Raw genomic sequence first — 22,011 nt, forward strand, 5'->3', positions numbered from 1 at the left:
GCAAGTCCCTCTTTTTCTGAGCAAGGCACGATTACGCAATTTCCTATCATTCGGGCGTGTATAATCGTGCCCGTTCGGCCTGGCGATCATCATTTTTCTGCGTCGGCATCAATAGGCCTTAAAGAACTCCCAGTTTTTGTTGTTAGGTTTTAGTTTCCGGAGTGTGGCCTATGCCAAATACAATGCAGGCGATTATCGCCAAATTCGCCAGCAAAGAGGCCGTTATAGGTATCGTGGGGCTTGGTTATGTAGGGTTGCCGCTGATGCTGCGTTGCAACGCTATCGGCTTTAGAGTCTTAGGCATTGATATTGATGTGGGTAAAGTCAATAGCCTCAATGCAGGCCAGAGCTATATCGAGCATATCGCTGGCGAACACATCGCCAAGGCACGCAATTCGGGTTTTGAGGCGACGACTGATTTCAAGCGTGTGAGCGAGTGCGATGCACTGATTCTGTGTGTTCCTACGCCGTTGAACAAGTATCGCGAACCGGACATGAGCTTCGTGATCAACACCACCGATGCCATCAAGCCATACCTGCGTGCCGGCCAGGTGGTGTCGCTGGAAAGCACCACCTACCCGGGTACCACCGAGGAAGAGCTGCTGCCGCGCGTGCAGGAAGGCGGCCTCACCGTGGGTGAAGACATCTTCCTGGTCTATTCGCCCGAGCGCGAAGACCCGGGCAACCCGAACTTCGAGACGCGCACCATTCCCAAGGTGATCGGCGGTCACACGCCCAACTGCCTGCAGGTCGGCATTGCGCTCTACGAGCAGGCGATCGATCGCGTGGTGCCGGTGAGCTCGACCAAGGCGGCGGAGCTGACCAAGCTGCTGGAGAACATCCACCGCGCGGTCAACATCGGCCTGGTGAACGAAATGAAGATCGTCGCCGACCGCATGGGCATCGATATCTTCGAGGTGGTGGACGCGGCGGCAACCAAGCCGTTCGGCTTTACGCCCTATTACCCCGGTCCTGGCCTGGGCGGTCACTGCATCCCGATCGACCCCTTCTACCTGACCTGGAAAGCCCGGGAATACGGCCTGCATACGCGCTTCATCGAGCTCTCCGGTGAGATCAACAAGGCCATGCCCGAGTACGTGGTGGGTAAGTTGATGGATGGCCTGAATGACATCGGTCGGGCGCTCAAGGGCAGCCGGGTGCTGGTGCTGGGCATTGCCTATAAGAAGAACGTCGACGACATGCGCGAGTCGCCTTCGGTGGAGATCATGGAGCTGCTGGAAGCCAAGGGGGCTCAGGTGGCGTACAGCGATCCGCACGTGCCAGTCTTCCCGAAGATGCGCGAGCATCACTTCGAGCTGTCCAGTGAGGCGCTGACCGCGGAAAACCTGGCGTCCTTCGATGCCGTGGTGCTGGCCACCGACCATGACCGCTTCGATTACCCGCTGATCCAGTCGAGTGCACGCCTGGTTGTCGACTGCCGCGGCAAGTACCGCGCTGCGGCCAGCAACATCATCAAGGCCTGAGCCGTATTGCGGGCCGAGCGTGAGCGCCGGCCCGCCCAACCCGTTCACGAGAGACAGCATGAAACGATTCGCCCTCATCGGCGCCGCCGGCTACATCGCCCCGCGCCACATGCGTGCCATCAAGGACACCGGTAACGAACTGGCCTGTGCCTACGACATCAACGACTCGGTCGGCATCATCGACAGCCTCTCGCCGCAGAGTGAATTCTTCACCGAGTTCGAACGCTTCTACGACCACGCCTGGCGTCTCAAGCGCGATCCGGCCACGGCGCTGGACATTGTTTCGGTCTGCTCGCCCAACTACCTGCACCACCCGCACATCACCGCCGGCCTGCGCCTGGGCTGCGACGTAATCTGCGAGAAGCCGTTGGTGCCCAGCGCCGCCATGCTGGATGACCTGGCACTGGTCGAGCGCGAAACCGGCTGCCGCCTGTACAACATCCTGCAACTGCGCCACCACCAGGCGATCATCGACCTGCAACAGCGGGTCGCGGCGGGCAGCCAGGAGCACAAGCACGAAGTCGAACTGACCTATATCACCAGCCGCGGCAAGTGGTACATGGAAAGCTGGAAGGGTGATCCGCGCAAATCCTTTGGCGTGGCCACCAACATCGGCGTGCACTTCTACGACATGCTGCACTTCATCTTCGGCAAGCTGCAGCGCAACGTGGTGCACTTCGCCAATGAATACAAAGCCGCAGGCTATCTGGAATACGATAATGCGCGGGTGCGCTGGTTCCTGTCCATCGATGCCAACGACCTGCCGGATTCCGTCAAGGGCAAGAAACCGACCTACCGCTCGATTACCTGCGACGGTGCCGAGATCGAATTCTCAGAAGGTTTCACCGACCTGCACACGGTTAGCTATCAGGCGATCCTCGACGGCAAGGGCTACGGCATCGAGGATGCCCGTCACTGCGTGGAGACCGTGGAAACCATCCGCACTCTGGCGCCAAGCCGCGCCCAGGATGGCGAAGGTCACCCGTTCCTTGCCCGGCTGCTGGGCTGAGCCATGGGCTACTACCAGCATCCCAGCGCCATCGTCGATGAGGGCGCGCAGATCGGCGAAGGTTCTCGCGTCTGGCACTTTGTGCATGTCTGCGGCGGGGCGCGCATCGGTCTGGGCGTGTCGCTCGGGCAGAACGTCTTCGTCGGCAATCAGGTGGTCATCGGCGATCACTGCAAGATCCAGAACAATGTCTCGGTGTACGACAACGTGACCCTTGAGGACGGCGTATTCTGCGGGCCGAGCATGGTGTTCACCAATGTCTACAACCCGCGCTCGTTGATCGAACGCAAGGATCAGTACCGCGATACGCTGGTGAAGAAGGGCGCCACCCTCGGCGCCAACTGCACCATCGTCTGTGGCGCCACCATCGGCGAGTTCGCCTTCATCGGCGCCGGTGCGGTGGTCAACAAGGACGTGCCGGCCTACGCCCTGATGGTCGGCGTGCCGGCCCGGCAGGTCGGCTGGATGAGCGAGTTCGGCGAGCAGCTGGACCTGCCGCTGCAGGGCGAGGGCAGTGCCCCCTGCATCCATACCGGCGCCCGCTACGTGCTGCGTGGCGGCGAACTGCGCAAGGAGAGCCAGGCATGATCGAATTCATCGACCTCAAGGCACAGCAGGCGCTGCTCAAGGAGCAGATCGACGCCGGCATCCAGCGCGTGCTTGCGCATGGTCAGTACATCCTCGGCCCGGAAGTCAGCGAGCTGGAAGAAAAACTCGCGGCGTTCGTCGGCGCGAAATACTGCATCAGCGTGGCCAACGGCACCGACGCCCTGCAGATCGCCCAGATGGCGCTGGGCATCGGCCCGGGCGACGAGGTCATCACCCCCGGCTTCACCTACATCGCCACGGCCGAGACCGTCGCTCTGCTGGGCGCCAAGCCGGTGTACGTGGACGTTTGCCCGCGCACCTACAACCTTGATCCGGCGCTGCTTGAAGCCGCCATCACGCCGCGCACCAAGGCGATCATCCCGGTGTCGCTGTATGGCCAGTGCGCCGACTTCGACGCCATCAACGCCATTGCCGCGCGGCATGGCATCCCGGTGATCGAGGATGCCGCGCAGAGCTTCGGCGCTACCTACAAGGGCCAACGCTCCTGCAACCTGACGACCATCGCCTGCACCAGCTTCTTCCCCAGCAAACCGCTGGGCTGCTACGGCGATGGCGGGGCCATCTTCACCAATGACGACGAGCTGGCGCGGGTGCTGCGGCAGATCGCCCGGCATGGCCAGGACCGCCGTTACCACCATATCCGCGTCGGCGTGAACAGCCGTCTGGACACCCTGCAGGCGGCCATCCTGCTGCCCAAGCTGGAAATCTTCCCGCGCGAGCTGGAGCAGCGCGAACGGGTAGCCGAGGGCTATGCCCGCCTGCTCGGCGAGGCCGGCCTCGCCGCGCCCTTCGTCGAGGCGCACAACGTCAGTGCCTGGGCCCAGTACACCGTGCAGGTCGCCGAGCGTGACCAGGTGCAGGAGCGCCTCAAGGTCGCCGGCATTCCGACCGCGGTGCATTACCCGATTCCGCTCAACCGCCAGCCGGCGGTGAAGGACGACGCCGCGCGCCTGCCGGTGGGCGATGCCATTGCCGAGCGGGTGATGAGCCTGCCGATGCATCCGTACCTGGGCGTGGCCCAGCAGGCCACCATCATCCAGTCCCTGCAGGAGAGCCTGGGCGCATGAGCAAGAAAATCGTCACCATCGTCGGGGCGCGCCCGCAGTTCATCAAGGCCGCGGCAGTCTCGCGCGAGATTCTCAAGCACCCCGGCCAGCTCGAAGAGGTCATGGTGCACACCGGCCAGCACTACGATCCGAATATGTCCCAGGTGTTCTTCGACGAGCTGGAAATCCCTGCGCCGCGTTACAACCTGGAAGTCTCCGGTGGCAGCCACGGCGCCATGACCGGGCGCATGCTCGAAGGCATCGAGCGCATTCTGCTCGACGAGAAGCCGGACTGGGTGCTGATCTACGGCGACACCAATTCGACCCTGGCTGGTGCCTTGGCGGCGGCCAAGCTGCATATCCCGGTGGCGCACGTCGAGGCTGGTCTGCGCTCGTTCAATATGCGCATGCCCGAGGAAATCAATCGTATCCTCGCTGATCGTGTATCGAACCTGTTGCTGTGTCCGACGGATGTGGCCATTCAGAACCTGGCCCGCGAAGGCGTGATTCAGGGCGTCCAAAATGTCGGCGATGTGATGTACGACGTGGCGCTTTACTACCGCGAGCGCGCCCGGGTTGGCAGCAGCATCCTGCAGACACTGGGCCTTAAGGAAAAGGCCTTTGCCCTGGCGACCTGCCATCGGGCCGAGAACACCGACGATCCCGTACGCCTAGAGGGCATCGTCAGCGCCCTGGCGCAGATCGCCAGTGACATGCCGGTGGTCCTGCCGCTGCACCCGCGAACCCGCAAGCTGTTGCAGCAGTTCGGCCTGGAGCGGCATCTGGCCGCACTGACCGTGGTTGAGCCGCTGCCGTTCCTCGATATGGTGGCGCTGGAGCAGGCGGCTCGCGTCATCCTCACCGACTCCGGCGGTGTGCAGAAGGAAGCGTTTTTCTATCGCGTGCCGTGCATCACCATGCGCGATGAAACCGAGTGGGTCGAAACCGTCGAGCTGGGCTGGAATCATCTGGTTGGCGCCGATCGGGCACGCATCCTCGAGGCCTACGCGGCATTGGAAGACGGTCGGGCTGAGGTGTCTGGCCAGCCGTATGGCGACGGTCGGGCAGCCGCGCGCATCCTGGCGTTGTTGATGGCGTGAAGCCCCAAGCTGATCTGGGTCAAGGCCATCCGGCAGTGTCGGTAAAGAATCCGCAGGTCTGCGCAGGGGGGCTTCGTCTGCGCAGCCTACTTTTTTATGACGATCACCCCCCTAGCTGCTACAGTGCCTGCCGTTTTGGCCGCCTCGTCAAGGAGATTGAAAATTAACGTTCCCTTTATCGACCTCAAGCGCCTGGAGCCCGGTTTCCATGCGGCGCTGATGGAAAAATTCCACGCCATGACCCTGGGCGCCCAATTCATCGGTGGCGCTGAAGTTTCCACGCTTGAAAGCCGTCTGCAGAGGGAGTTGCAGGTTGCCCATGCTGTGAGCTGCGCCAACGGCACCGACGCCCTGCAGCTGGCGCTGCGTGCGGTTGGCGTGGGCGAGGGCGACGTGGTGCTGGTGCCCAACGTGACCTTCTGGGCGACCTTCGAGGCGGTGGTGAACGTTGGTGCCAAGCCGGTGACGGTGGACGCCGACCTCAGTGATGGCGGCGTCTGCTTCGATGCCTTTGCCCAGGCCATTCGCGAGTCCCGGCCCAAGGCGGCGCTGGTGGCACACTTGTACGGCTGGGGCAGCGCCCGTCTGCTCGAGCTGCGTGCATTGTGCCGCGAGCAGGGCGTGGTGCTGGTCGAGGACGGTGCCCAGGCTTTTGGCGTGCGCTATCAGGGTGAGCCCATCTACAAGGGTGCACACATCTCCACCACCTCGTTCTATCCGGCCAAGGTGCTTGGCGGGGCAGGCGACGGTGGTGCGGTATTCACCGACGACGCCGAGCTCGCCGATAAGGTCCGCCGCCTGGGCAACCACGGTCGCACCGCACACTACGGTTATGGCGACGTGGGCTGGAACTCGCGTCTCGACTCGCTGCAGGCGGCTTTCCTCAACCTGTCGCTGGATCACATCGAAGCCCGTATTGCCTCGCGTCGCGAAGCGGTTGCCTTCTACCAGAAGCACCTGCCCGCCACCGGCATCCAGCTGATGAACGCGCCGGCCGGCTATGAGGGAAACGGCTACTGCAACGTCTGCCTAGTGCCGGATGCGACCATCAAGGCCGGTCTTGAAGCCCGCCTCAAGGCCGAGGGCATTGGTTTTGGCAACATCTATCCCAGTGTCATGTCCAGCCAGCCGGGTGCCGCGGCCTACATCAAGGGCCACTTCGGCGGTCAGGTCGGCGAGCAGCTGTGTGCCTCGGTACTCAACCTGCCGTTGTTCCCCTACATGAATGAAGCCGAGCAGCTGCGCGTGGTTGAAGTGGTGGGTTCGGTCCTCGGAGGTGGCAATGTCCGCTAACGACATCTACATCCATCCCAGTGCCAATGTCTCGGACAAGGCCAGCATCGGCGCCGGCACCAAGATCTGGATCAACGTGCAGATCCGCGAAAATGCGGTGATCGGCGAAGGCTGCATCCTCTCCAAGGACGTCTACGTCGACCACGCGGTGAAGATCGGCAGCCGCTGCAAGATCCAGAACAGCGTCTCGGTCTACAACGGTGTGGAGGTCGGCGACGACGTCTTCGTCGGCCCCAACGCCTGCTTCACCAACGACAAGGTGCCGCGCGCATTCAATGCCGACTGGAAGATCACTCCGACGCGCATCGAAAACGGCGCCAGCATCGGCGCCAACGCCACCATCGTCTGCGGCATCACCATCGGCGAGTTCGCCATGGTTGCCGCCGGCAGCGTGGTGACCAAGGACGTTGCGCCCTACACCCTGGTCATGGGCAACCCCGCGCGTGCGGTAGCCCGCATCGACCGCGAAGGCAATCGAGTTTCCGGAGACGTCTGACGCCATGCAAGAGAAAGTGCTCAAGGTTGGCCTGATCGGCCTCGGCAACATGGGGCGCAACCACTTGCGCGTATTGTCGATGCTCAAGGGCTTCGAACTGGCTTTCGTCGCCGATGCCAATGCCGAGGTCGCCGCTAAGGCTGGCCAGGCGCACGGCATTCCCGGCGTGGTCGATCCGACCCCACTGCTGGCGGAGGCCGATGCGGTGGTGATCTGCACGCCGACCGTGACCCACGCCGACTACATTCGCCTGGCCGCGGCCCATGTGAAGAACATCTTCGTCGAGAAGCCCCTGGCCGCCACGCTGGAAGAGGCGCAGGAGATCGCGACGTTTGCCCGCGAGAAGGGACTTAACGTGCAGGTGGGTTTCATCGAGCGTTTCAATCCGGCGGTACAGGCGCTGAAGACCGTGCTCGATCGTACAGAGCGCGTCATCAGCCTGGACTTCACCCGGACCAACAAGGTCAGCGCGCGCATCACCGATGTCGACGTGGTCACCGACCTGATGATCCACGACATCGACCTGGCGCTGTATCTGAATGGGCCTGCCCGTTCCGTTGCCGCCCATGGTTTTGCCCACGGCAGCATGATCGACTTCGCCTCAGCGTTGATTACCCACGAGAACGGCCAGTTCTCGCGCATCCAGGCCAGCCGCGTGACGGACAAGAAAATCCGCCAGATCGAAGGCACCTGCGTCGACATGTTCGTCGACTGCGACCTGCTGCGTAAGGAAATCCTGATCAACCGCCAGTCCGAGACACGTGACAGCGGCAGCCTGCCCTATGCCATCTCGGCGATTCAGGAAGCTGTGGCCGTACCGCCGCAGGAAGCCTTGCTCACCGAGCTGCAGGCATTCATGGCCAGCTGCCGTCAGCCGGGGGCTGGGCTGGTTCCGGGTGTCGACGCCGGTGTCGATGCAATGAAGATCTGTGCACAAATTCAAGCGGCGGTTCAGGCATGACGATTCGAGAAGGTTTCGCGGGCAAGGGTGTTCTGGTTACCGGCGGCGCCGGTTTCATCGGCAGTCACCTGGTTGACCGGCTGCTGGCCGAAGGCGCCGCGCACGTGGTGGTGATCGACAACCTCTTCGTCGGCTCCGAAGACAACCTGGCTGAGGCCCTGGCCAGCGGCAAGGCGACCTTCTACCGCGACGACGCCGAGCTGAGCACCAGCCTGGAGTACATCTTTGCCAACCACGCCATCGATGTGGTGTTCAACTGCGCCACCAAGGCGCTGAACTACTCCTTCCTCAACCCGGCCAACGCCTTCGACACCAACGTCAAGGTGGTGCTGAACCTGCTCGAGCTGCAGCGCCGCGGGCTGTTCAAGACCCTCTGCCACTTCTCCACCTCGGAGGTGTATGGCTCGGCGGTGTACGAACCCATGGACGAGGCCCATCCGCGCAACCCCACCACCACCTACGCCGCTGGCAAGGCTGCGGCCGACCTGGCGGTGGAAAGCTATGTGCGCATGTTCGGCGTGGACGCCTATATCGTCCGGCCGTTCAACAACTACGGCCCGCGGCAGAACCACAAGGGCATGTTGGCCGGGGTGATTCCGATCACCGCCGTGCGCCTGCTCACCGGCGGCACCCCGGAAATCCACGGCGAAGGTACACAGAGCCGCGACTTCATCTACGTCCACGACACCGTGGACGCGGTGGTGAAACTGCACGACGTGCTGCCGTCCGGCGAAACGGTGAACATCTCCACCGACAACCAGACCACGATCAACGAGCTGATTCCGCGCATCTGTGCCCACTACGGCTACACCGGCGAAATCCTGCGCAAGCCCGCGCGCCATTCCGACGTGCTGTCGCACAACGCCAGCAATGAGAAGGTTAAGGGGCTGATTCAGTACCGCCTGACTCCGTTCGAGCAGGGCCTGGCGGAAACCCTCGACTGGTATACCCATCTGATCGGAAACCGCTCATGAGCCAGATCCGTTTGATGAAGCCCTACATCGGTTTCGATGAAGTCGAAGCCGAGATGCGGCAAATATTTGAAAGTGGCATTTTTACCCGTGGGCAACACGTTGAGGCGTTTCGTAAAGAAATTTGCGCCTATACCGGCGCACGCCACACGCATCTGGCCACTTCTGCCACTACTGCGCTAAGCGTTTGTCTGAAGCTGATTGGTATTGAGCCGGGTGACGAAGTTGTAGTTTCCGATTTCTCTTTCCCCGCCACAGCAAACGTTGTGGAGGATCTGGGAGCGCGTCCGGTCTTTGCCGATGTATCGCTCGATACCTACAACATGCTGCCCAGCGCATTGCGCGCTTGCATGAGTGCAAAAACCAAAGCTGTTATTGCTGTTGACGCGTTTGGTAATCCCAGCGGAATGCATGAAATCGCTGCAATCTGCAAAGAGTATGGCGTGCCGTTCATCGAGGATGCCGCTTGCGCCATCGGCAGCAGCGAACAGGGCGTACGCGTGGGGAATATCGCGGATCTGACCTGCTTCAGTTTCCATCCACGCAAGCTCTTGACCACGGGCGAGGGCGGGGCAATCACAACGAATCGCGATGATTGGTCTGCATGGTTTGACGTGAAGCTCAATCATGGCGCCAGCGGCATGTTGGGCTATGGCCTGGACTTCATCGAGCAGGGCTATAACTATCGTCTTTCCGAACCTCAAGCTCTTATGGGGCGTGTTCAGTTGCGGAAGCTGGATGAAATCGTTGCTGAGCGTAATGAGGTAAGAAGTGAATATGTGCGCTTCTTGGCATCAGCGGGTTTTATACCCCAGCAGCGTGCTTCCGATGTTGTGCACAATGTACAGTCTCTGGTTTTTCGAGTTCCAGAGGGCGTTGACCGTGATTTATTGATAGGTGGTCTGCGTGAAGATGGTATCGAAACAACTATCGGTACCTATTGTCTGAGCGATACGACTTATTACCGCGAGCGTTATGCAGATGTTCAGCGTCACGCAAAACGGCTACAGCAGGAAACCATCACTCTTCCATGCTATCAGGGCGTTGACGTTAAGCGTGTATGCGAGGCTATTGTGCGCAGAGGAATCAAAGCGCGATGATTCAAGGCGTACGTGAATTTCGTTTGCTTAGCGAGTTTCGTGCGCGCCTAGCCCTCGACTTAAACAATCTTGTTGTGGCAACTGAGGCTGGTAGTGGCCCTTTCTTATATTCTTCACTCGCAGCAGCTCTTGCTGGTGCAAGAAAAGTTATTGCAGTTGCTCCTGATAGCGTGTATGCCACGCATCAGGAAATCTCCAAGAAAATTGATAATTTGGCCTCGGCTTGGGGTATCGCAAGTAACTGTATCTCTGTGGTTTCTTCGCGTGAGGAAATTCCAGCAGGAATTGATATTTTCTTAAACCTTGGATTTATTCGCCCTTTGGATGCGAGTCTGCTTGCAAAAGGAAGTCTAAATGCTGTGGTTTCCTATATGTGTGAGGCTTGGGAATATCGGCCTGGGGACTTGGATTTGCAGTTCTGTCGTGAGCTTTCAATTCCAGTGGCAGGTGTGAATGAGGATTATCAGGGCTTTGGGGTCTTTGAGTCCTGTGGACAGTTAGCCTTAAAGCTTCTTTTTGAAGCTGGTGTTGAGGTCGCAGGTTGTAAAGTTGGGCTGCTGAGTGATGATCCTTTTGGTGATGTAATTGAAATTGCACTTCTGGCTAATTCCAGTCAAGTTTTTCGGGTGAAGAGTGCTTCGGAGCTTTCTTTGGAGCATGCTTCGCATCTAGATGCCTTGGTTGTTGCTTCTTACTCGGATTCAGATGATGTGCTCAAGGAGCTAGGTTTTTCATTTGAGTCCCTTGTTGCGACAAATCCTGCCATCAAAATTATTCAGTTTTCAGGTGCCATAGATGTTGAGGCGGTTGTGGCTGCTGGTCTGGATATTTATCCCGCAGCAAGGCTGCAACCTTACAGGATGTCAAAAACCCTATCGTACTTAGGAGTTCGCCCTGTACTTGCCCTTCATTCGCTAGGTCTTAAGGTTGCGCAGTTGCTGTATCAGGAGCGTCGCGGGACTCCCATCCCTTCATCATTTAATGATTTGATTCAAAAAATGATTGACTAGTAGGTGCTCCTCTCTAGGTGAAATGGTCATGAAAATTCTAGCAATTGGTCGTTCTGAGTATTTATTGAATACTCTTCGTGTTTTATCGAAAAGCCATCAGATTGTTGGGGTGATTACAGGGCCTGCTACTGATGAAAGTCTTGCTAAGGAAGAAGATTTTCGAAAATTTGCTGAGCGTCAATCTTGTGGCTATATATGTTCCAGTGTTATTGATAATAGTGTTTTGTCTTTTTGTGATTCTGTAGGGGCTGATGTTGCTGTAAGTGTTAATTGGATTTCAGTTATTGGTTCTCAATTTATTGAGCGTTTTCCTCAGGGCGTCTTAAATGCTCATTGTGGAGATATTCCTGAGTATCGAGGCAATGCAATTCTTAACTGGGCTATTCTTCGTGGTGAAAAGGAATTGACAATTTCGGTTCATAAGATGATGGCTGGAGAATTGGATGTTGGTGATGTTTATGCTCGGCGCTCTTTTTTGCTAAATAAGCAGGATAGTGTTGGTGACTTGGTTGAAAGGTTGGGTAGTGAGATTCCGCTCGCTTACAGTCAGGCTTTAGGTAATTTGGAGCGAGGGGTTTGTCTTCGAGACTATTCTGAAGTTCTGCTTAGGCAGGGTTTTAGATGTTATCCGCGTCTCCCAGAAGATGGCTGTATCGAATGGTCATGCTCTGCTGTAGAAATAGATAAGCTGGTGCGTGCATCTTCTCGTCCGTACCCAGGTGCATTTACTGTTCTTATGTATAAGGGTGAACTGAGAAAACTCATTGTGTGGTCGTCACGAGTTGTGTGTGATGCTACTTTGGATGTCGGGGTTCCTGGGCACGTTATATGGAATGATAGGGATTCAGGTGAGACTCATGTTTATACGGGGTCTGGAGTTCTTGCGCTTAGGTCTGTTCAATGGGTGGGTGGAGAAGATTTTAGACCGGGCGAGTATTTTAAGAGCATTCGTATGAGGTTCGGTTTGTCTCAGGGGCAGCTGATTGAGTTGCTGGCCTTTCGTTGATATCGGGGATTAATTTTGAGGGTTTTAATTGCTCCTGTAGAAGTTGCCGGGATCGCCCAAGGTTTGTATGAGGGTTTTTCGGAGATTGGCGTCGATTCACAAGTATGCCTGTCTTTAGCACACCCTTTTAAGTACTCTGGTAATAAAAAGGAGCCTTGGGTTCTTCGCGTTTGGCAGTTTCTGGGTGGGTGGCGCAGTAAGTTGACCCGGGCTAGTTTGTTTCAGAAGCCGTTTTCAGTCGTGCTTCATAACTTATGGGGTTTTGTTGTTTTATTTTGGGCTATTTTTAGATTTGATTCGTTTATTTTTTTGTACGCTCTAACTTTGACGAATACAAAAATAGAGCTGTGGCTATTGCGCCTTTTGGGGCGAAAAATAGTATTTATATATGCCGGGAGTGATAGTCGGCCACCTTTCATGGATGGTGGTTTTTTTGCCGGTGCTGTATCTGATCCAATTCCTTCGGCGCGGAACATTTTTCGGCTTGTGCGAGGTGTAAAGAGTCGGGTGGCGGCTCAGGAAAAATATGCGGATTTCGTTGTTTGTTCCCCTGCATCTGCTCAATATTTGACTTTGCCATTTGTGGATTGGTTTCTGATGGGGATTCCTAAGTCTTTTGCCTCGTCAGGAAAAAATTCTGATAAGGGTACGGGTATCGTTCGGATTCTTCATGCTCCATCGAATTCTGGTGTGAAGGGGACCGCTACTATAATGGAGACGCTGGAGCGTCTGCGTGAAAAGGGTCATCTGATTGAGGTTATTCTTCTAGAAAATAAGTCGAACTCTGAGGTTTTGGAAGCTCTTCAGAATTGTGATTTCATTGTTGATCAGCTTTATGCGGACACTCCGTTGGCTGCGCTGGCTGCTGAGGCTGCTTTTTTCGGTAAGCCAGCGATTGTGGCTGGATATTTTTCTGGGTTTGTGCAGAGTCATGTACGCAAAGAAAATATTCCGCCCAGTTTGTTTGTTATGCCTTGCGAGCTGGAAGCAGCTATCGAGAAATTGATCGTGGATCGCTGTTTTCGTTGCGAGCTTGGATTGAAAGCTCAAAATTATGTTCGGACTCGTTGGAGTCCTAAGCATGTTGCGCTTCGGTATCATCAGCTTTTAGTAGGTCACGAGATCCCCTCGGATTGGTGGGTAGATCCATATTCGATTCGTTATGTTGACGGAAATGGATTGGATCGAAGAAGAACTGCGAAATTAGTGCGAGAGCTAGTCAATAGCTACGGTAGTTCAGCGCTGATGCTTGCAGACAAGCCAGCGCTTGAACAAGCGCTACTCAGTATGGCTAATCAGGCAGGTTGCGGAGATACAGGTGCTTAAGGCTGTCCTGCGCGACAGCCTCGTCTACGGACTGGCGTCGGTGCTGTCCAAGGGCCTGGCGATCTTCCTGCTGCCGCTCTACACCCGTGTGCTGTCACCGGGCGACTACGGCGCCTATGACCTGCTGATTACCCTCGGTGCTCTGGCCAATCTGGTGGTGGCCCTGGAGATTGCCCAGGGCCTGGCACGCTATTGGGCGGATGCGCACGAGCCGACCGAGCGCAGGCGCCTGGCCAGCACCAGTCTGTGGTTCAGCGTGCTGATGTATGGGCTGTTTCTGCTGCTCGGCCTGCTGGCCGCGCCGCAGCTCAACGCCTTGCTGCTGGGCGATGCCCGCTACCTGGATGCGTTTCGCCTGGGGATCGGCTTCATTGCGGTCAATGGCATCTATTACCTGCTGCTCAACCAGTTTCGCTGGGAGCTGCGCAGCAAAGCCTACGCACTGGCGAGCGTGGCCTATGCCCTGTTCACGCTGTTGTTTGCCCTGGCCTTCTGCTTGTGGCTGGGCATGGGGCTGGTTGGGGTGATGCTGGCCCAGTTGCTGGCGGCGCTGCTGGCAGGCCTGTTGTGTCTGTGGCTGCTGCGCCAGACCTTCGGCTGGCAGTTCGATGCGGGCCAGCTGCGCGCCATGCTGCGCTTCTCGACGCCGCTGGTGCCGGCTGGTCTGGCGGTGTTCATCAGCCTGTATATCAACCGTTTTGCCCTCAATCACTTCGGCAGCCTGGAGGATGTCGGGCATTTCGGTATCGGCAGCCGTATCGCCGGCCTGGCGGCGTTGCTGATTCTGGGAATTCAGGCGGCGCTGACGCCGCTGGTCTACCAGCACTATCGTGACCCGCAGACGCCGGGCCAGATCGCCCGGCTGTTCAGCTGGTTCATGGCGGTGGCACTGGCCGGCTGCCTGTTCCTGGCCCTGTTCGCCCGCGAGCTGCTGATGCTCTTCGCCACCCCCGAGTTCATGGCGGGAGCGGCGCTGGTGGGGGTGCTGGCGCCGTCGCTGTTGCTGTCGCAGATGTACATCTTCGCGCCGGGCATCGCGATTGCGAAGAAAACCCACTGGCAACTGTGGGTGACGCTGCTGTCGGCGGCCGCCAGCGTGGCTGGCAACTGGCTGCTGGTGCCGCTGTGGGGCATCTGGGGGGCCGCCCTGGCGACCTTGCTGGCTTCCTTGTTGTTCTTCCTCTGCTGGCTGACGCTCAGCCAGCGTCTGTATCGGATTCCCTATGCCTGGCGGGCGTTGCTGCTGGCGAGCCTGGGCTTCATTGTGTGCGCCGGGGCGGGCGTGCAGCTGGAAACAATGGGGCTGGCGTTATATGTGACGCTGTTGCTCAAGAGCCTGCTGATGTGTGTGCTGCTGGGACTGGTTGTGCTGTGCGGGTTGCTGCCGCTGGCGGATGTGCGGGCCGCGCTGCAGCAACTGCAGCGTCGTCGGGGCGGGTCTGCCCGTGTGTGATGTGCAGGGCGGCATCGCCTTGTCTTTGGAGATCGGATAGTCATGTGCGGTATCACGGGTGGATGGTGGCCTGGCCGGCCGGCCACGCTGGATCAGAGGTTGGCGCAGGCGCTGGCGGCGATGCACAGGCGTGGCCCGGATGACCGTGGCTACGTGCTGTACCCGGGGCCGGGCGGGGTGACTGCGCTTGGGCATACCCGGCTGTCGATCATCGACCTTTCCGCGGCCGGGCATCAGCCGATGGAGTCGCAGGACAAGTCCGTGTCGATCGTCTTCAACGGCGAGATCTACAACTACCGTGAGCTGCGCGCGGAGCTCGAGCCCCTTGGGCACCGCTTCGTCTCCGGTTCAGACACCGAGGTGCTGCTGGCGGCCTGGCGCCAGTGGGGGCGCGCGTGCCTGCCGCGGCTGGTGGGCATGTTTGCCTTCGTCGTGTTCGACAGTGCGCGGGGTACGCTGACCTGCGTGCGTGATGCCTTCGGCATCAAGCCGTTCTTCTACACCCGCGAGCAGGGCGGATTCCTGTTCGCCTCCGAGGTGGCGGCGATCAAGGCGCTCAAGCAGGAGCGCGTGCAGCTTGACTGGCAGCGCGCCTACGACTACCTGGTGCATGCCGACTATGACAGCGGGGCGCGCAGCTTCCTCGAGGGTGTGTTGCACCTGCTGCCTGGTCATCTGGTCGAGCTGGACCTGGCCTCAGGTGCGCTGGGTGAGCCGCAGCGCTGGTGGACGCCAAGCATCGAGCAGCGCAGCGATCTGAGCTTTGCCGATGCCACCGAGCAGCTGCGCGAGCGTTTTCTGGCCAGTGTGAGGTTGCACCTGCGCAGCGATGTGCCGCTGGGCGCGGCGCTCTCCGGCGGCATCGACTCCTCGGCGGTGGTCTGTGCCATGCGCCATGTGGAGCCGGACCTGCCGATCAACACCTTCAGCTATATCGCCCGCGGCAGTGCGATGTCGGAGGAGGTGTGGGTGGATCGGGTCAACCAGCATGTGGGGGCCCGGCCGCACAAGGTGATGGTCAGCGGCGACGAGCTGGCCCGTGATCTGGACGACATGATCGCTGCCCAGGGCGAGCCCTTCGGCAGTACCAGCATCTATGCCCAGTACCGGGTCTTCCAGCTCGCTCGCGAGCAGGGTGTGACCGTGACCCTGGACGGGCAGGGGGCCGACGAGATGCTGGCCGGCTACAACGGCTATCCGGGGCAGCGCATCCGCAGCCTGCTGGAGAAGGGGCAGCTGGCCGAGGCCTGGCATTTCCTTGACGCGTGGTCCCGCTGGCCGGGTCGCAGCCGTCTGGCCGGGGCCAAGCGCGCGGTGGCGGAAATGAGTCAGGGCGCGCTCTACGATGCCCTGCGCCGGCTCAACGGCATGCACAGTCTGCCGCACTGGATTCGCTCGGCCCCGCTGGAGGAACACGGCATCATCCGCCGTTATCCGCGCCAACGCGCCCAGGACGGCAGTGCCGGCCGCCGGGTGATGGCCGAACTGGCCCTGTGCCTGACCCAACGCGGGCTGCCGGCCCTGCTGCGCCACGGCGACCGCAACTCGATGCGCTTCTCGGTGGAGAGCCGCGTACCCTTTCTCACCCTCGACATGGTCGAGCTGGCGCTGTCGCTGCCCGAGTCCTACCTGATTTCCCCGCAGGGCGAGACCAAGCACATTTTCCGTGCCGCCATGCGGGGAATAGTTCCGGATGATATTCTCGACCGCCGCGACAAAATCGGCTTTGCCACGCCCGAGCAGGAATGGCTGCTAGGCATGGCCGGCCAGGTGCGCAGTTGGCTAGCCGAAGATCTGCAACTGCCATTCCTCGACCAGGCGGCCGTGCTAGCCGAGTTCGATCGCGTGGTGGCGGGCCGCCAGGCGTTTTCCTGGCAGGTCTGGCGCTGGATCAATTTCTGTCGCTGGTATACCCAATTCTTGGGTCGGTAATTTTCATATTTTGTTTGGAAGAGTGATGGCAAGGCCATGCTGAGTATTTTGATGTCGGTGAAGAACGAGGCTCGGTATGTTGAGGTCGCGCTTCGCTCAATAGAGCCTGCCCTGCCAGCCGATATCGAGATGGTGGTGGTTGATGACGGCTCCACCGACGGGACGGCGGATATTGTGGAGCAGCTGAACTTGCCGTTCGTGAGACTTGTGCGAACTGAAGGTATTGGGAAGGCGGCAGCTTATAGTCTTGCATATGAGAATGCTAAGGGCTCCTACTTCATTTTGTTTGCGGGAGATGATCTGCTCGAGCCCGCAGCACTTGAAGCCCGAATTGCGCCATTGCGCTTTTTTGCACAGGATGTGTCGGTTGTTACATTTTGTAAGCTGAAATCATTTTCAAGTCAGAAGAAGTATGACGGTATGGTTCTTCCCAAGAATCCTCGTCTCGGCTTAGAGTCTGGAGGCTGCATAGCATTTAATCGTTGCTTCGCTGAGCGTGCCTTTCCCATTCCGTCAACGCTTGCCAATGAAGATAGCTGGCTGATGCTTCAGGTCCGTTATTCCGGCGTCAAGGTGATTCAGGTTCCGGTAATAGGTCTGTTGTACCGTATACATCAGAACAATAGCTATCAGCGGGGTGTTTCATTTAACACGGTAAACGAGCAAATGTGGATGCGGCAGCGGGCTCTGTTTTTTTTCTATGAGCAATACCGGGAGCAACTTTCCTCAGCTCAGCAGCGAGAAATACTTTTTGAATTGGTCGTTCAATTGCTGCGTTATCTTGGAAGGCCTGTTCCCATGTTGCTGCTGAATGATATCGGCTTGAAAGTGAGGATTAAGGCATTATTCAATTCGACATCGGTTCTCTACTGGCTTCGGGAACGCTTCTACAAATTTTTTTCAGGTAGGTGAGGCGTGCGGATTCTCGTCCTTTCCCAGTACTTCTGGCCGGAAAGCTTCATCATCAATGACATTGTGCGCACGCTCGACGCGCAGGGCCACGAGGTGGTGGTCGCCACCGGCAAGCCCAACTATCCCGATGGCAAGGTCTTCGAAGGCTACCGCGCTGCAGGTACCCAGCGCGAACGTTACCTGGGACGCGTCGAAGTGCTGCGGGTGCCGCTTTGGCCGCGCGGGCAGGGTGGTGCGAAGAATCTGATCCTCAATTACCTGTCCTTTGTATTCAGCGGTCTGCTGTGTTTGCCTTGGATGCTACGTGGGCGCGAGTTCGACGCCATCCTGGTGTTCGCCCCATCACCGATCACCCAGGCAATTCCGGCGATTCTGCTCAAGTGGTTGAAGAGGGCGAAACTTGCTCTGTGGGTGCAGGATCTCTGGCCTGAGAGCCTCTCAGCCACAGGCTTTGTGCGTAAACCCTACCTGCTGCGTGTAGTGGGCTGGATGGTGCGTGGTATCTATCATCAGTGCGACACGCTACTCGTGCAGTCACGGGCTTTCATCGAACCGGTGGCGCACTACGCTGATCGGGCGAAGATTCAGTACTACCCCAACTCCATGGATATAAGCAGTTCGAAGGCTGTGGTGCCGGTGCCGAGCGAGTTGCTTGAGTTGCTTGAGAAGTATTTCTGCATTGTTTTCGCCGGTAACTTGGGTACTGCACAGGCGCTGGAAACCATCGTGCAGGCGGCGGTTCATCTGCGAGATGATCCGCATATCCGTCTGGTTCTGGTCGGCAGCGGTAGCCGCCTGGCCTGGCTCAAGGCGCAGCAGCAGGCGCATGGCCTGGATAATCTGGTACTGCCGGGGCGTTTCCCCATGGAGGCGATGCCACAGATCTTCGAGCGCGCTTCGGCCCTGCTGGTATCGCTGAACAATGAACCGGCTTTTGCACAGACCATCCCTAGTAAAATTCAGGCTTACTTGGCCGCCGGCCGACCGATCATCGCCTGCATGAATGGCGAGGGGGCTCGAGTGGTCTACGAGGCGCGCGCAGGCCTCGCCTCGCCGGCCGAACAGGTGTTGCCGCTGGTGGCTAACATTCAGCGTATCAAAGAGATGGGGGATGCAGAGCGTATTGCTATGGGCCAGTCCGGCAAGGCTTACTTTGATGCCAATTTTGAGATAGAGCGGCAGGTCGAAATCTTGGTGAGGTATTTGGTGGGAACGCCGTCCAGTAAAGGTTGTGAATGATATGAAGGTTCTCGTCCTAGGCGTCACCGGTATGCTCGGTAATGCTGTTTTTCGCGTTTTTGCTGCCGATGTGGCTTGCCAGGCCTGGGGCACGCTGCGCAGTGCTTCGGCCTTGCATCACTTTCCGCAGGACAGCCATGCACACTTGCTCTGTGGCGTTGATGTACTTGACCAAGATGCTTTGATCGCAGTCATGTCGCAGGTGAAACCAGATGTAGTGATCAACTGCGTTGGGCTAATTAAGCAACTGGCCGATGCCAAAGATCCACTGACGGCGCTACCAATTAATGCCATGCTGCCACATCGTCTGGCGCGGCTGTGCGAGTTGTCTGGTGCGAGGCTCATCCATATCAGTACTGATTGCGTATTCTCCGGGCGCAAGGGCTTGTATCTGGAAAGTGATCTCTCGGATGCCGAAGACCTCTACGGCAAATCCAAGTACATCGGTGAGCTGCAAGACCTGCCACATGCGATCACTCTGCGCACCTCAATCATCGGCCACGAGCTGGGGTCGAACTACGCTCTGGTGGATTGGTTCCTCTCCCAGGAAGGTGGGGTCAAAGGTTTCACTAAGGCGATTTTCTCTGGATTGCCGACGGTCGAACTGGCACGGGTGATGAAGGACTTCGTTGTTCCGCACCCGCAGCTCAATGGCCTGTATCATGTTGCCGCCGAGCCGATCGACAAGTTTCGGCTGCTCAGCCAGGTGGCAGCACAGTATGGCAAGACGATCGATATCCGGCCTGACGATGCGCTGGTTATAGACCGTTCGCTGGACGGTTCACGTTTCCGCGAAGCTACCGGTTACGTGGCACCTGAGTGGCCGGAGCTGATCCGGCGTATGTACGAGCAGCGCCAGTAATCACTCCGGCTTGCTGGTGAAAAGGAATCCACGCAGCCTCCGGGCTGCGTTCACGTTCTGGAAGGTTATATGTTTGATAACAAGGTATTGATGATCACCGGAGGCACCGGCTCCTTCGGTCATACGGTGTTGCGGCGATTCCTCGATACCAATGTGCGTGAGATCCGCATCTTCTCCCGTGACGAGAAGAAACAGGAGGATATGCGCATCGCCCTGGCCAACGACAAGATCAAGTTCTACATCGGCGATGTGCGTGATTACGACAGCCTCAAGCAGGCGATGGTCGGGGTGGACTACATCTTCCACGCGGCAGCGCTCAAGCAGGTGCCGTCCTGTGAGTTCTATCCGATGGAGGCGGTGCGTACCAACGTCAATGGCACTGAGAACGTGCTCAATGCGGCCATCTCCAGCGGCGTCAAACGCGTGGTGGTACTTTCTACCGACAAGGCCGTGTACCCGATCAATGCCATGGGCATTTCCAAGGCTATGTCTGAGAAGCTGATGGTTGCTAAGTCGCGGATGATTCCGGCCGGAGGCACCGTGGTTTGTGCCACTCGCTACGGCAACGTGATGGCCTCGCGTGGCTCGGTAATACCTTTATTTATTGATCAGTTACGCAGTGGCGAGCCGCTGACCGTCACCGACCCCAACATGACGCGTTTCCTGATGTCGCTTGAGGATTCCGTCGACTTGGTGCTGCATGCCTTTGAACATGGCGAGCAGGGTGATCTGTTTGTGCAGAAGGCACCGGCGTCCACCGTCGGTGACTTGGCACAGGCGCTCAAGGAGCTGTTCGGGCACGATAACGCCGTGCGTGTGATCGGCACCCGACATGGCGAGAAACTCTACGAGTCGTTGGTGTCCCGCGAGGAGATGGCCAAGGCCGAGGATATGGGCCGCTACTACCGCATTCCTGCGGACAACCGCGATCTGAATTACAAGAAGTATTTCGTCGAAGGCGAGGAGAAGATCGCCGAGTTCGATGATTACACCTCGCACAATACCGAGCGCCTGGACATCGAAGGCATCAAGCAACTGCTGCTCAAGCTCGACTACATCAAGGAGCAGCTCGATGCTTAAGGTTATGACCCTGGTAGGGACGCGTCCTGAGTTGATCAAAATGAGTCGGGTAATTGCCGAACTCGACTGCCAGGTTAATCACGTGTTGGTGCACTCCGGGCAGAATTACGACTATGAGCTGAACCAAGTCTTCTTCGAAGACCTGGAAATCCGCAAGCCAGATCACTTTCTTGGCGCTGCCGGTGAAACTGCTGCACAGACTATTGCAGAGGTAATCGCCAAGGCTGATGCCGTGTTCGAGCTGGAAAACCCCGATGCACTGTTGCTGTATGGCGACACCAATACCTGCTTGGCGGTCATTGCGGCCAAACGTCGGAAGATTCCCGTGTTTCATATGGAAGCGGGAAATCGCTGCTTTGACCAGCGGGTACCGGAGGAGCTCAATCGCAAGGTGCTCGATCACCTGTCTGACATCAACATGGTGCTTACCGAACATGCACGTCGGTACTTGATCGCTGAGGGCATTCGTCCCGAGACTATCATCAAGACCGGTTCGCACATGCATGAAGTACTGGACTACTACCGGCCAAAGATCGAGGCCTCTGACGTGCTTGCTCGCGAGGGGCTGGAGGCTGGCAAGTTCTTTATTGTCAGCGCCCATCGTGAGGAGAACGTCGACACTCCGGATAATCTGCGCGATCTACTTGCCACCCTACGTGCACTGGCCGATGAGTATGGTTATCCGCTGATCGTGTCGACCCATCCACGTACTCGTAAGCGTCTGGAGGCGCTGGGCGAATCACTGGAGCACCCGCTGATTCGCTTTTCCAAGCCATTCGGTCTTTTGGATTACATCAAGCTGCAGATGAATGCGTTCTGTGTGCTATCCGACAGCGGCACCATTACTGAAGAAGCTTCTTTACTCAACCTTCCGGCAGTGACCCTGCGCAACGCTCACGAGCGTCCGGAGGGCATGGACCAGGGCACTCTGATAATGAGTGGATTAAAGAAGGATTCGGTGTTGTTGGCGGTCAAGGTTATTACCAGCCAACATCAACCCGGAGCGCGTCGTATTCCGCTGGTTCCTGATTATGAAGGTGGCCCGGTTTCGTTGCAGGTCGTGCGAGTCGTGCTCAGCTACACCGACTATGTAAATCGTACTGTCTGGCACAAGGGTTAAAG

At 58.1% G+C, this 22,011-nt stretch carries 20 protein-coding genes; all 20 read left to right on the forward strand.

The window, feature by feature from the left end; genetic code table 11:
• The first annotated feature begins 182 nt into the window (after positions 1-182).
• The 20 genes from wbpA (at position 183) to wecB (ACSQ17_RS17380) (ending at position 22,009) form a co-directional block, all read left to right on the forward strand.
• A complete protein-coding gene (wbpA, locus tag ACSQ17_RS17285) occupies positions 183-1,484 on the forward strand; it encodes a UDP-N-acetyl-D-glucosamine 6-dehydrogenase (protein WP_436070509.1) in 1,302 nt (433 codons plus the stop codon).
• 58 nt (positions 1,485-1,542) lie between these two features.
• Complete coding sequence (locus tag ACSQ17_RS17290) at positions 1,543-2,493, forward strand: Gfo/Idh/MocA family protein (protein WP_436069827.1); 951 nt, start codon at positions 1,543-1,545, stop codon at positions 2,491-2,493.
• Between the two features lie 3 nt (positions 2,494-2,496).
• Positions 2,497-3,081 carry a UDP-2-acetamido-3-amino-2,3-dideoxy-D-glucuronate N-acetyltransferase gene (wbpD, locus tag ACSQ17_RS17295; protein WP_436069828.1) on the forward strand — a complete coding sequence of 195 codons (585 nt, stop codon included), beginning with the start codon at positions 2,497-2,499 and terminating at the stop codon, positions 3,079-3,081.
• The gene (locus ACSQ17_RS17300) at positions 3,078-4,169 is read left to right on the forward strand and encodes a DegT/DnrJ/EryC1/StrS family aminotransferase (RefSeq protein WP_436069829.1); all 1,092 of its coding nucleotides are present in this window, start codon (positions 3,078-3,080) and stop codon (positions 4,167-4,169) included. Before wbpD ends, ACSQ17_RS17300 begins: the two co-directional genes overlap by 4 nt.
• Entirely contained in the window at positions 4,166-5,248 is a 1,083-nt protein-coding gene (gene wecB, locus ACSQ17_RS17305) for a non-hydrolyzing UDP-N-acetylglucosamine 2-epimerase (protein ID WP_436069830.1), read from the forward strand. The genes ACSQ17_RS17300 and wecB (ACSQ17_RS17305) overlap by 4 nt, the downstream gene beginning before the upstream one ends.
• Before the next feature lie 156 nt (positions 5,249-5,404).
• Complete coding sequence (locus ACSQ17_RS17310) at positions 5,405-6,541, forward strand: DegT/DnrJ/EryC1/StrS family aminotransferase (RefSeq protein WP_436069831.1); 1,137 nt, start codon at positions 5,405-5,407, stop codon at positions 6,539-6,541.
• Complete coding sequence (locus tag ACSQ17_RS17315) at positions 6,531-7,037, forward strand: acyltransferase (protein WP_436069832.1); 507 nt, start codon at positions 6,531-6,533, stop codon at positions 7,035-7,037. The genes ACSQ17_RS17310 and ACSQ17_RS17315 overlap by 11 nt, the downstream gene beginning before the upstream one ends.
• A gap of 4 nt (positions 7,038-7,041) precedes the next feature.
• Positions 7,042-7,998 (forward strand): Gfo/Idh/MocA family protein, encoded by a 957-nt coding sequence (locus ACSQ17_RS17320; RefSeq protein ID WP_436069833.1) that lies wholly within the window; start codon positions 7,042-7,044, stop codon positions 7,996-7,998.
• Positions 7,995-8,972 carry an NAD-dependent epimerase/dehydratase family protein gene (locus ACSQ17_RS17325; RefSeq protein ID WP_436069834.1) on the forward strand — a complete coding sequence of 326 codons (978 nt, stop codon included), beginning with the start codon at positions 7,995-7,997 and terminating at the stop codon, positions 8,970-8,972. Before ACSQ17_RS17320 ends, ACSQ17_RS17325 begins: the two co-directional genes overlap by 4 nt.
• Positions 8,969-10,069 carry a DegT/DnrJ/EryC1/StrS family aminotransferase gene (locus ACSQ17_RS17330; protein WP_436069835.1) on the forward strand — a complete coding sequence of 367 codons (1,101 nt, stop codon included), beginning with the start codon at positions 8,969-8,971 and terminating at the stop codon, positions 10,067-10,069. Before ACSQ17_RS17325 ends, ACSQ17_RS17330 begins: the two co-directional genes overlap by 4 nt.
• On the forward strand, positions 10,066-11,079 hold the full coding sequence (locus ACSQ17_RS17335; protein WP_436069836.1) for a hypothetical protein: 1,014 nt from the start codon (positions 10,066-10,068) through the stop codon (positions 11,077-11,079). The genes ACSQ17_RS17330 and ACSQ17_RS17335 overlap by 4 nt, the downstream gene beginning before the upstream one ends.
• Positions 11,080-11,107: 28 nt before the next feature.
• Entirely contained in the window at positions 11,108-12,085 is a 978-nt protein-coding gene (locus ACSQ17_RS17340) for a methionyl-tRNA formyltransferase (protein ID WP_436069837.1), read from the forward strand.
• Between the two features lie 15 nt (positions 12,086-12,100).
• Positions 12,101-13,411, forward strand: coding sequence for a hypothetical protein (locus tag ACSQ17_RS17345; protein WP_436069838.1), 1,311 nt, complete (start codon positions 12,101-12,103; stop codon positions 13,409-13,411).
• Complete coding sequence (locus tag ACSQ17_RS17350; protein ID WP_436069839.1) at positions 13,404-14,864, forward strand: lipopolysaccharide biosynthesis protein; 1,461 nt, start codon at positions 13,404-13,406, stop codon at positions 14,862-14,864. The genes ACSQ17_RS17345 and ACSQ17_RS17350 overlap by 8 nt, the downstream gene beginning before the upstream one ends.
• 42 nt (positions 14,865-14,906) lie before the next feature.
• Positions 14,907-16,796 carry an asparagine synthase (glutamine-hydrolyzing) gene (gene asnB / locus ACSQ17_RS17355; RefSeq protein WP_436069840.1) on the forward strand — a complete coding sequence of 630 codons (1,890 nt, stop codon included), beginning with the start codon at positions 14,907-14,909 and terminating at the stop codon, positions 16,794-16,796.
• A gap of 36 nt (positions 16,797-16,832) precedes the next feature.
• Positions 16,833-17,708 carry a glycosyltransferase family 2 protein gene (locus ACSQ17_RS17360; RefSeq protein ID WP_436069841.1) on the forward strand — a complete coding sequence of 292 codons (876 nt, stop codon included), beginning with the start codon at positions 16,833-16,835 and terminating at the stop codon, positions 17,706-17,708.
• Positions 17,709-17,711: 3 nt separating this feature from the next.
• The gene (locus ACSQ17_RS17365; protein WP_436069842.1) at positions 17,712-18,947 is read left to right on the forward strand and encodes a glycosyltransferase family 4 protein; all 1,236 of its coding nucleotides are present in this window, start codon (positions 17,712-17,714) and stop codon (positions 18,945-18,947) included.
• 1 nt (position 18,948) lies between these two features.
• Positions 18,949-19,809 carry a dTDP-4-dehydrorhamnose reductase family protein gene (locus ACSQ17_RS17370; RefSeq protein WP_436069843.1) on the forward strand — a complete coding sequence of 287 codons (861 nt, stop codon included), beginning with the start codon at positions 18,949-18,951 and terminating at the stop codon, positions 19,807-19,809.
• Positions 19,810-19,878: 69 nt separating this feature from the next.
• A complete protein-coding gene (locus tag ACSQ17_RS17375) occupies positions 19,879-20,889 on the forward strand; it encodes a polysaccharide biosynthesis protein (protein ID WP_436069844.1) in 1,011 nt (336 codons plus the stop codon).
• Positions 20,882-22,009: a non-hydrolyzing UDP-N-acetylglucosamine 2-epimerase gene (gene wecB, locus ACSQ17_RS17380; RefSeq protein WP_436069845.1), complete on the forward strand. Its 1,128-nt coding sequence runs from the start codon at positions 20,882-20,884 to the stop codon at positions 22,007-22,009. The genes ACSQ17_RS17375 and wecB (ACSQ17_RS17380) overlap by 8 nt, the downstream gene beginning before the upstream one ends.
• Positions 22,010-22,011: the final 2 nt, after the last annotated feature.

The sequence above is a fragment of the Pseudomonas sp. LjRoot71 genome (assembly GCF_964253255.1).
Classification (GTDB): domain Bacteria; phylum Pseudomonadota; class Gammaproteobacteria; order Pseudomonadales; family Pseudomonadaceae; genus Aquipseudomonas.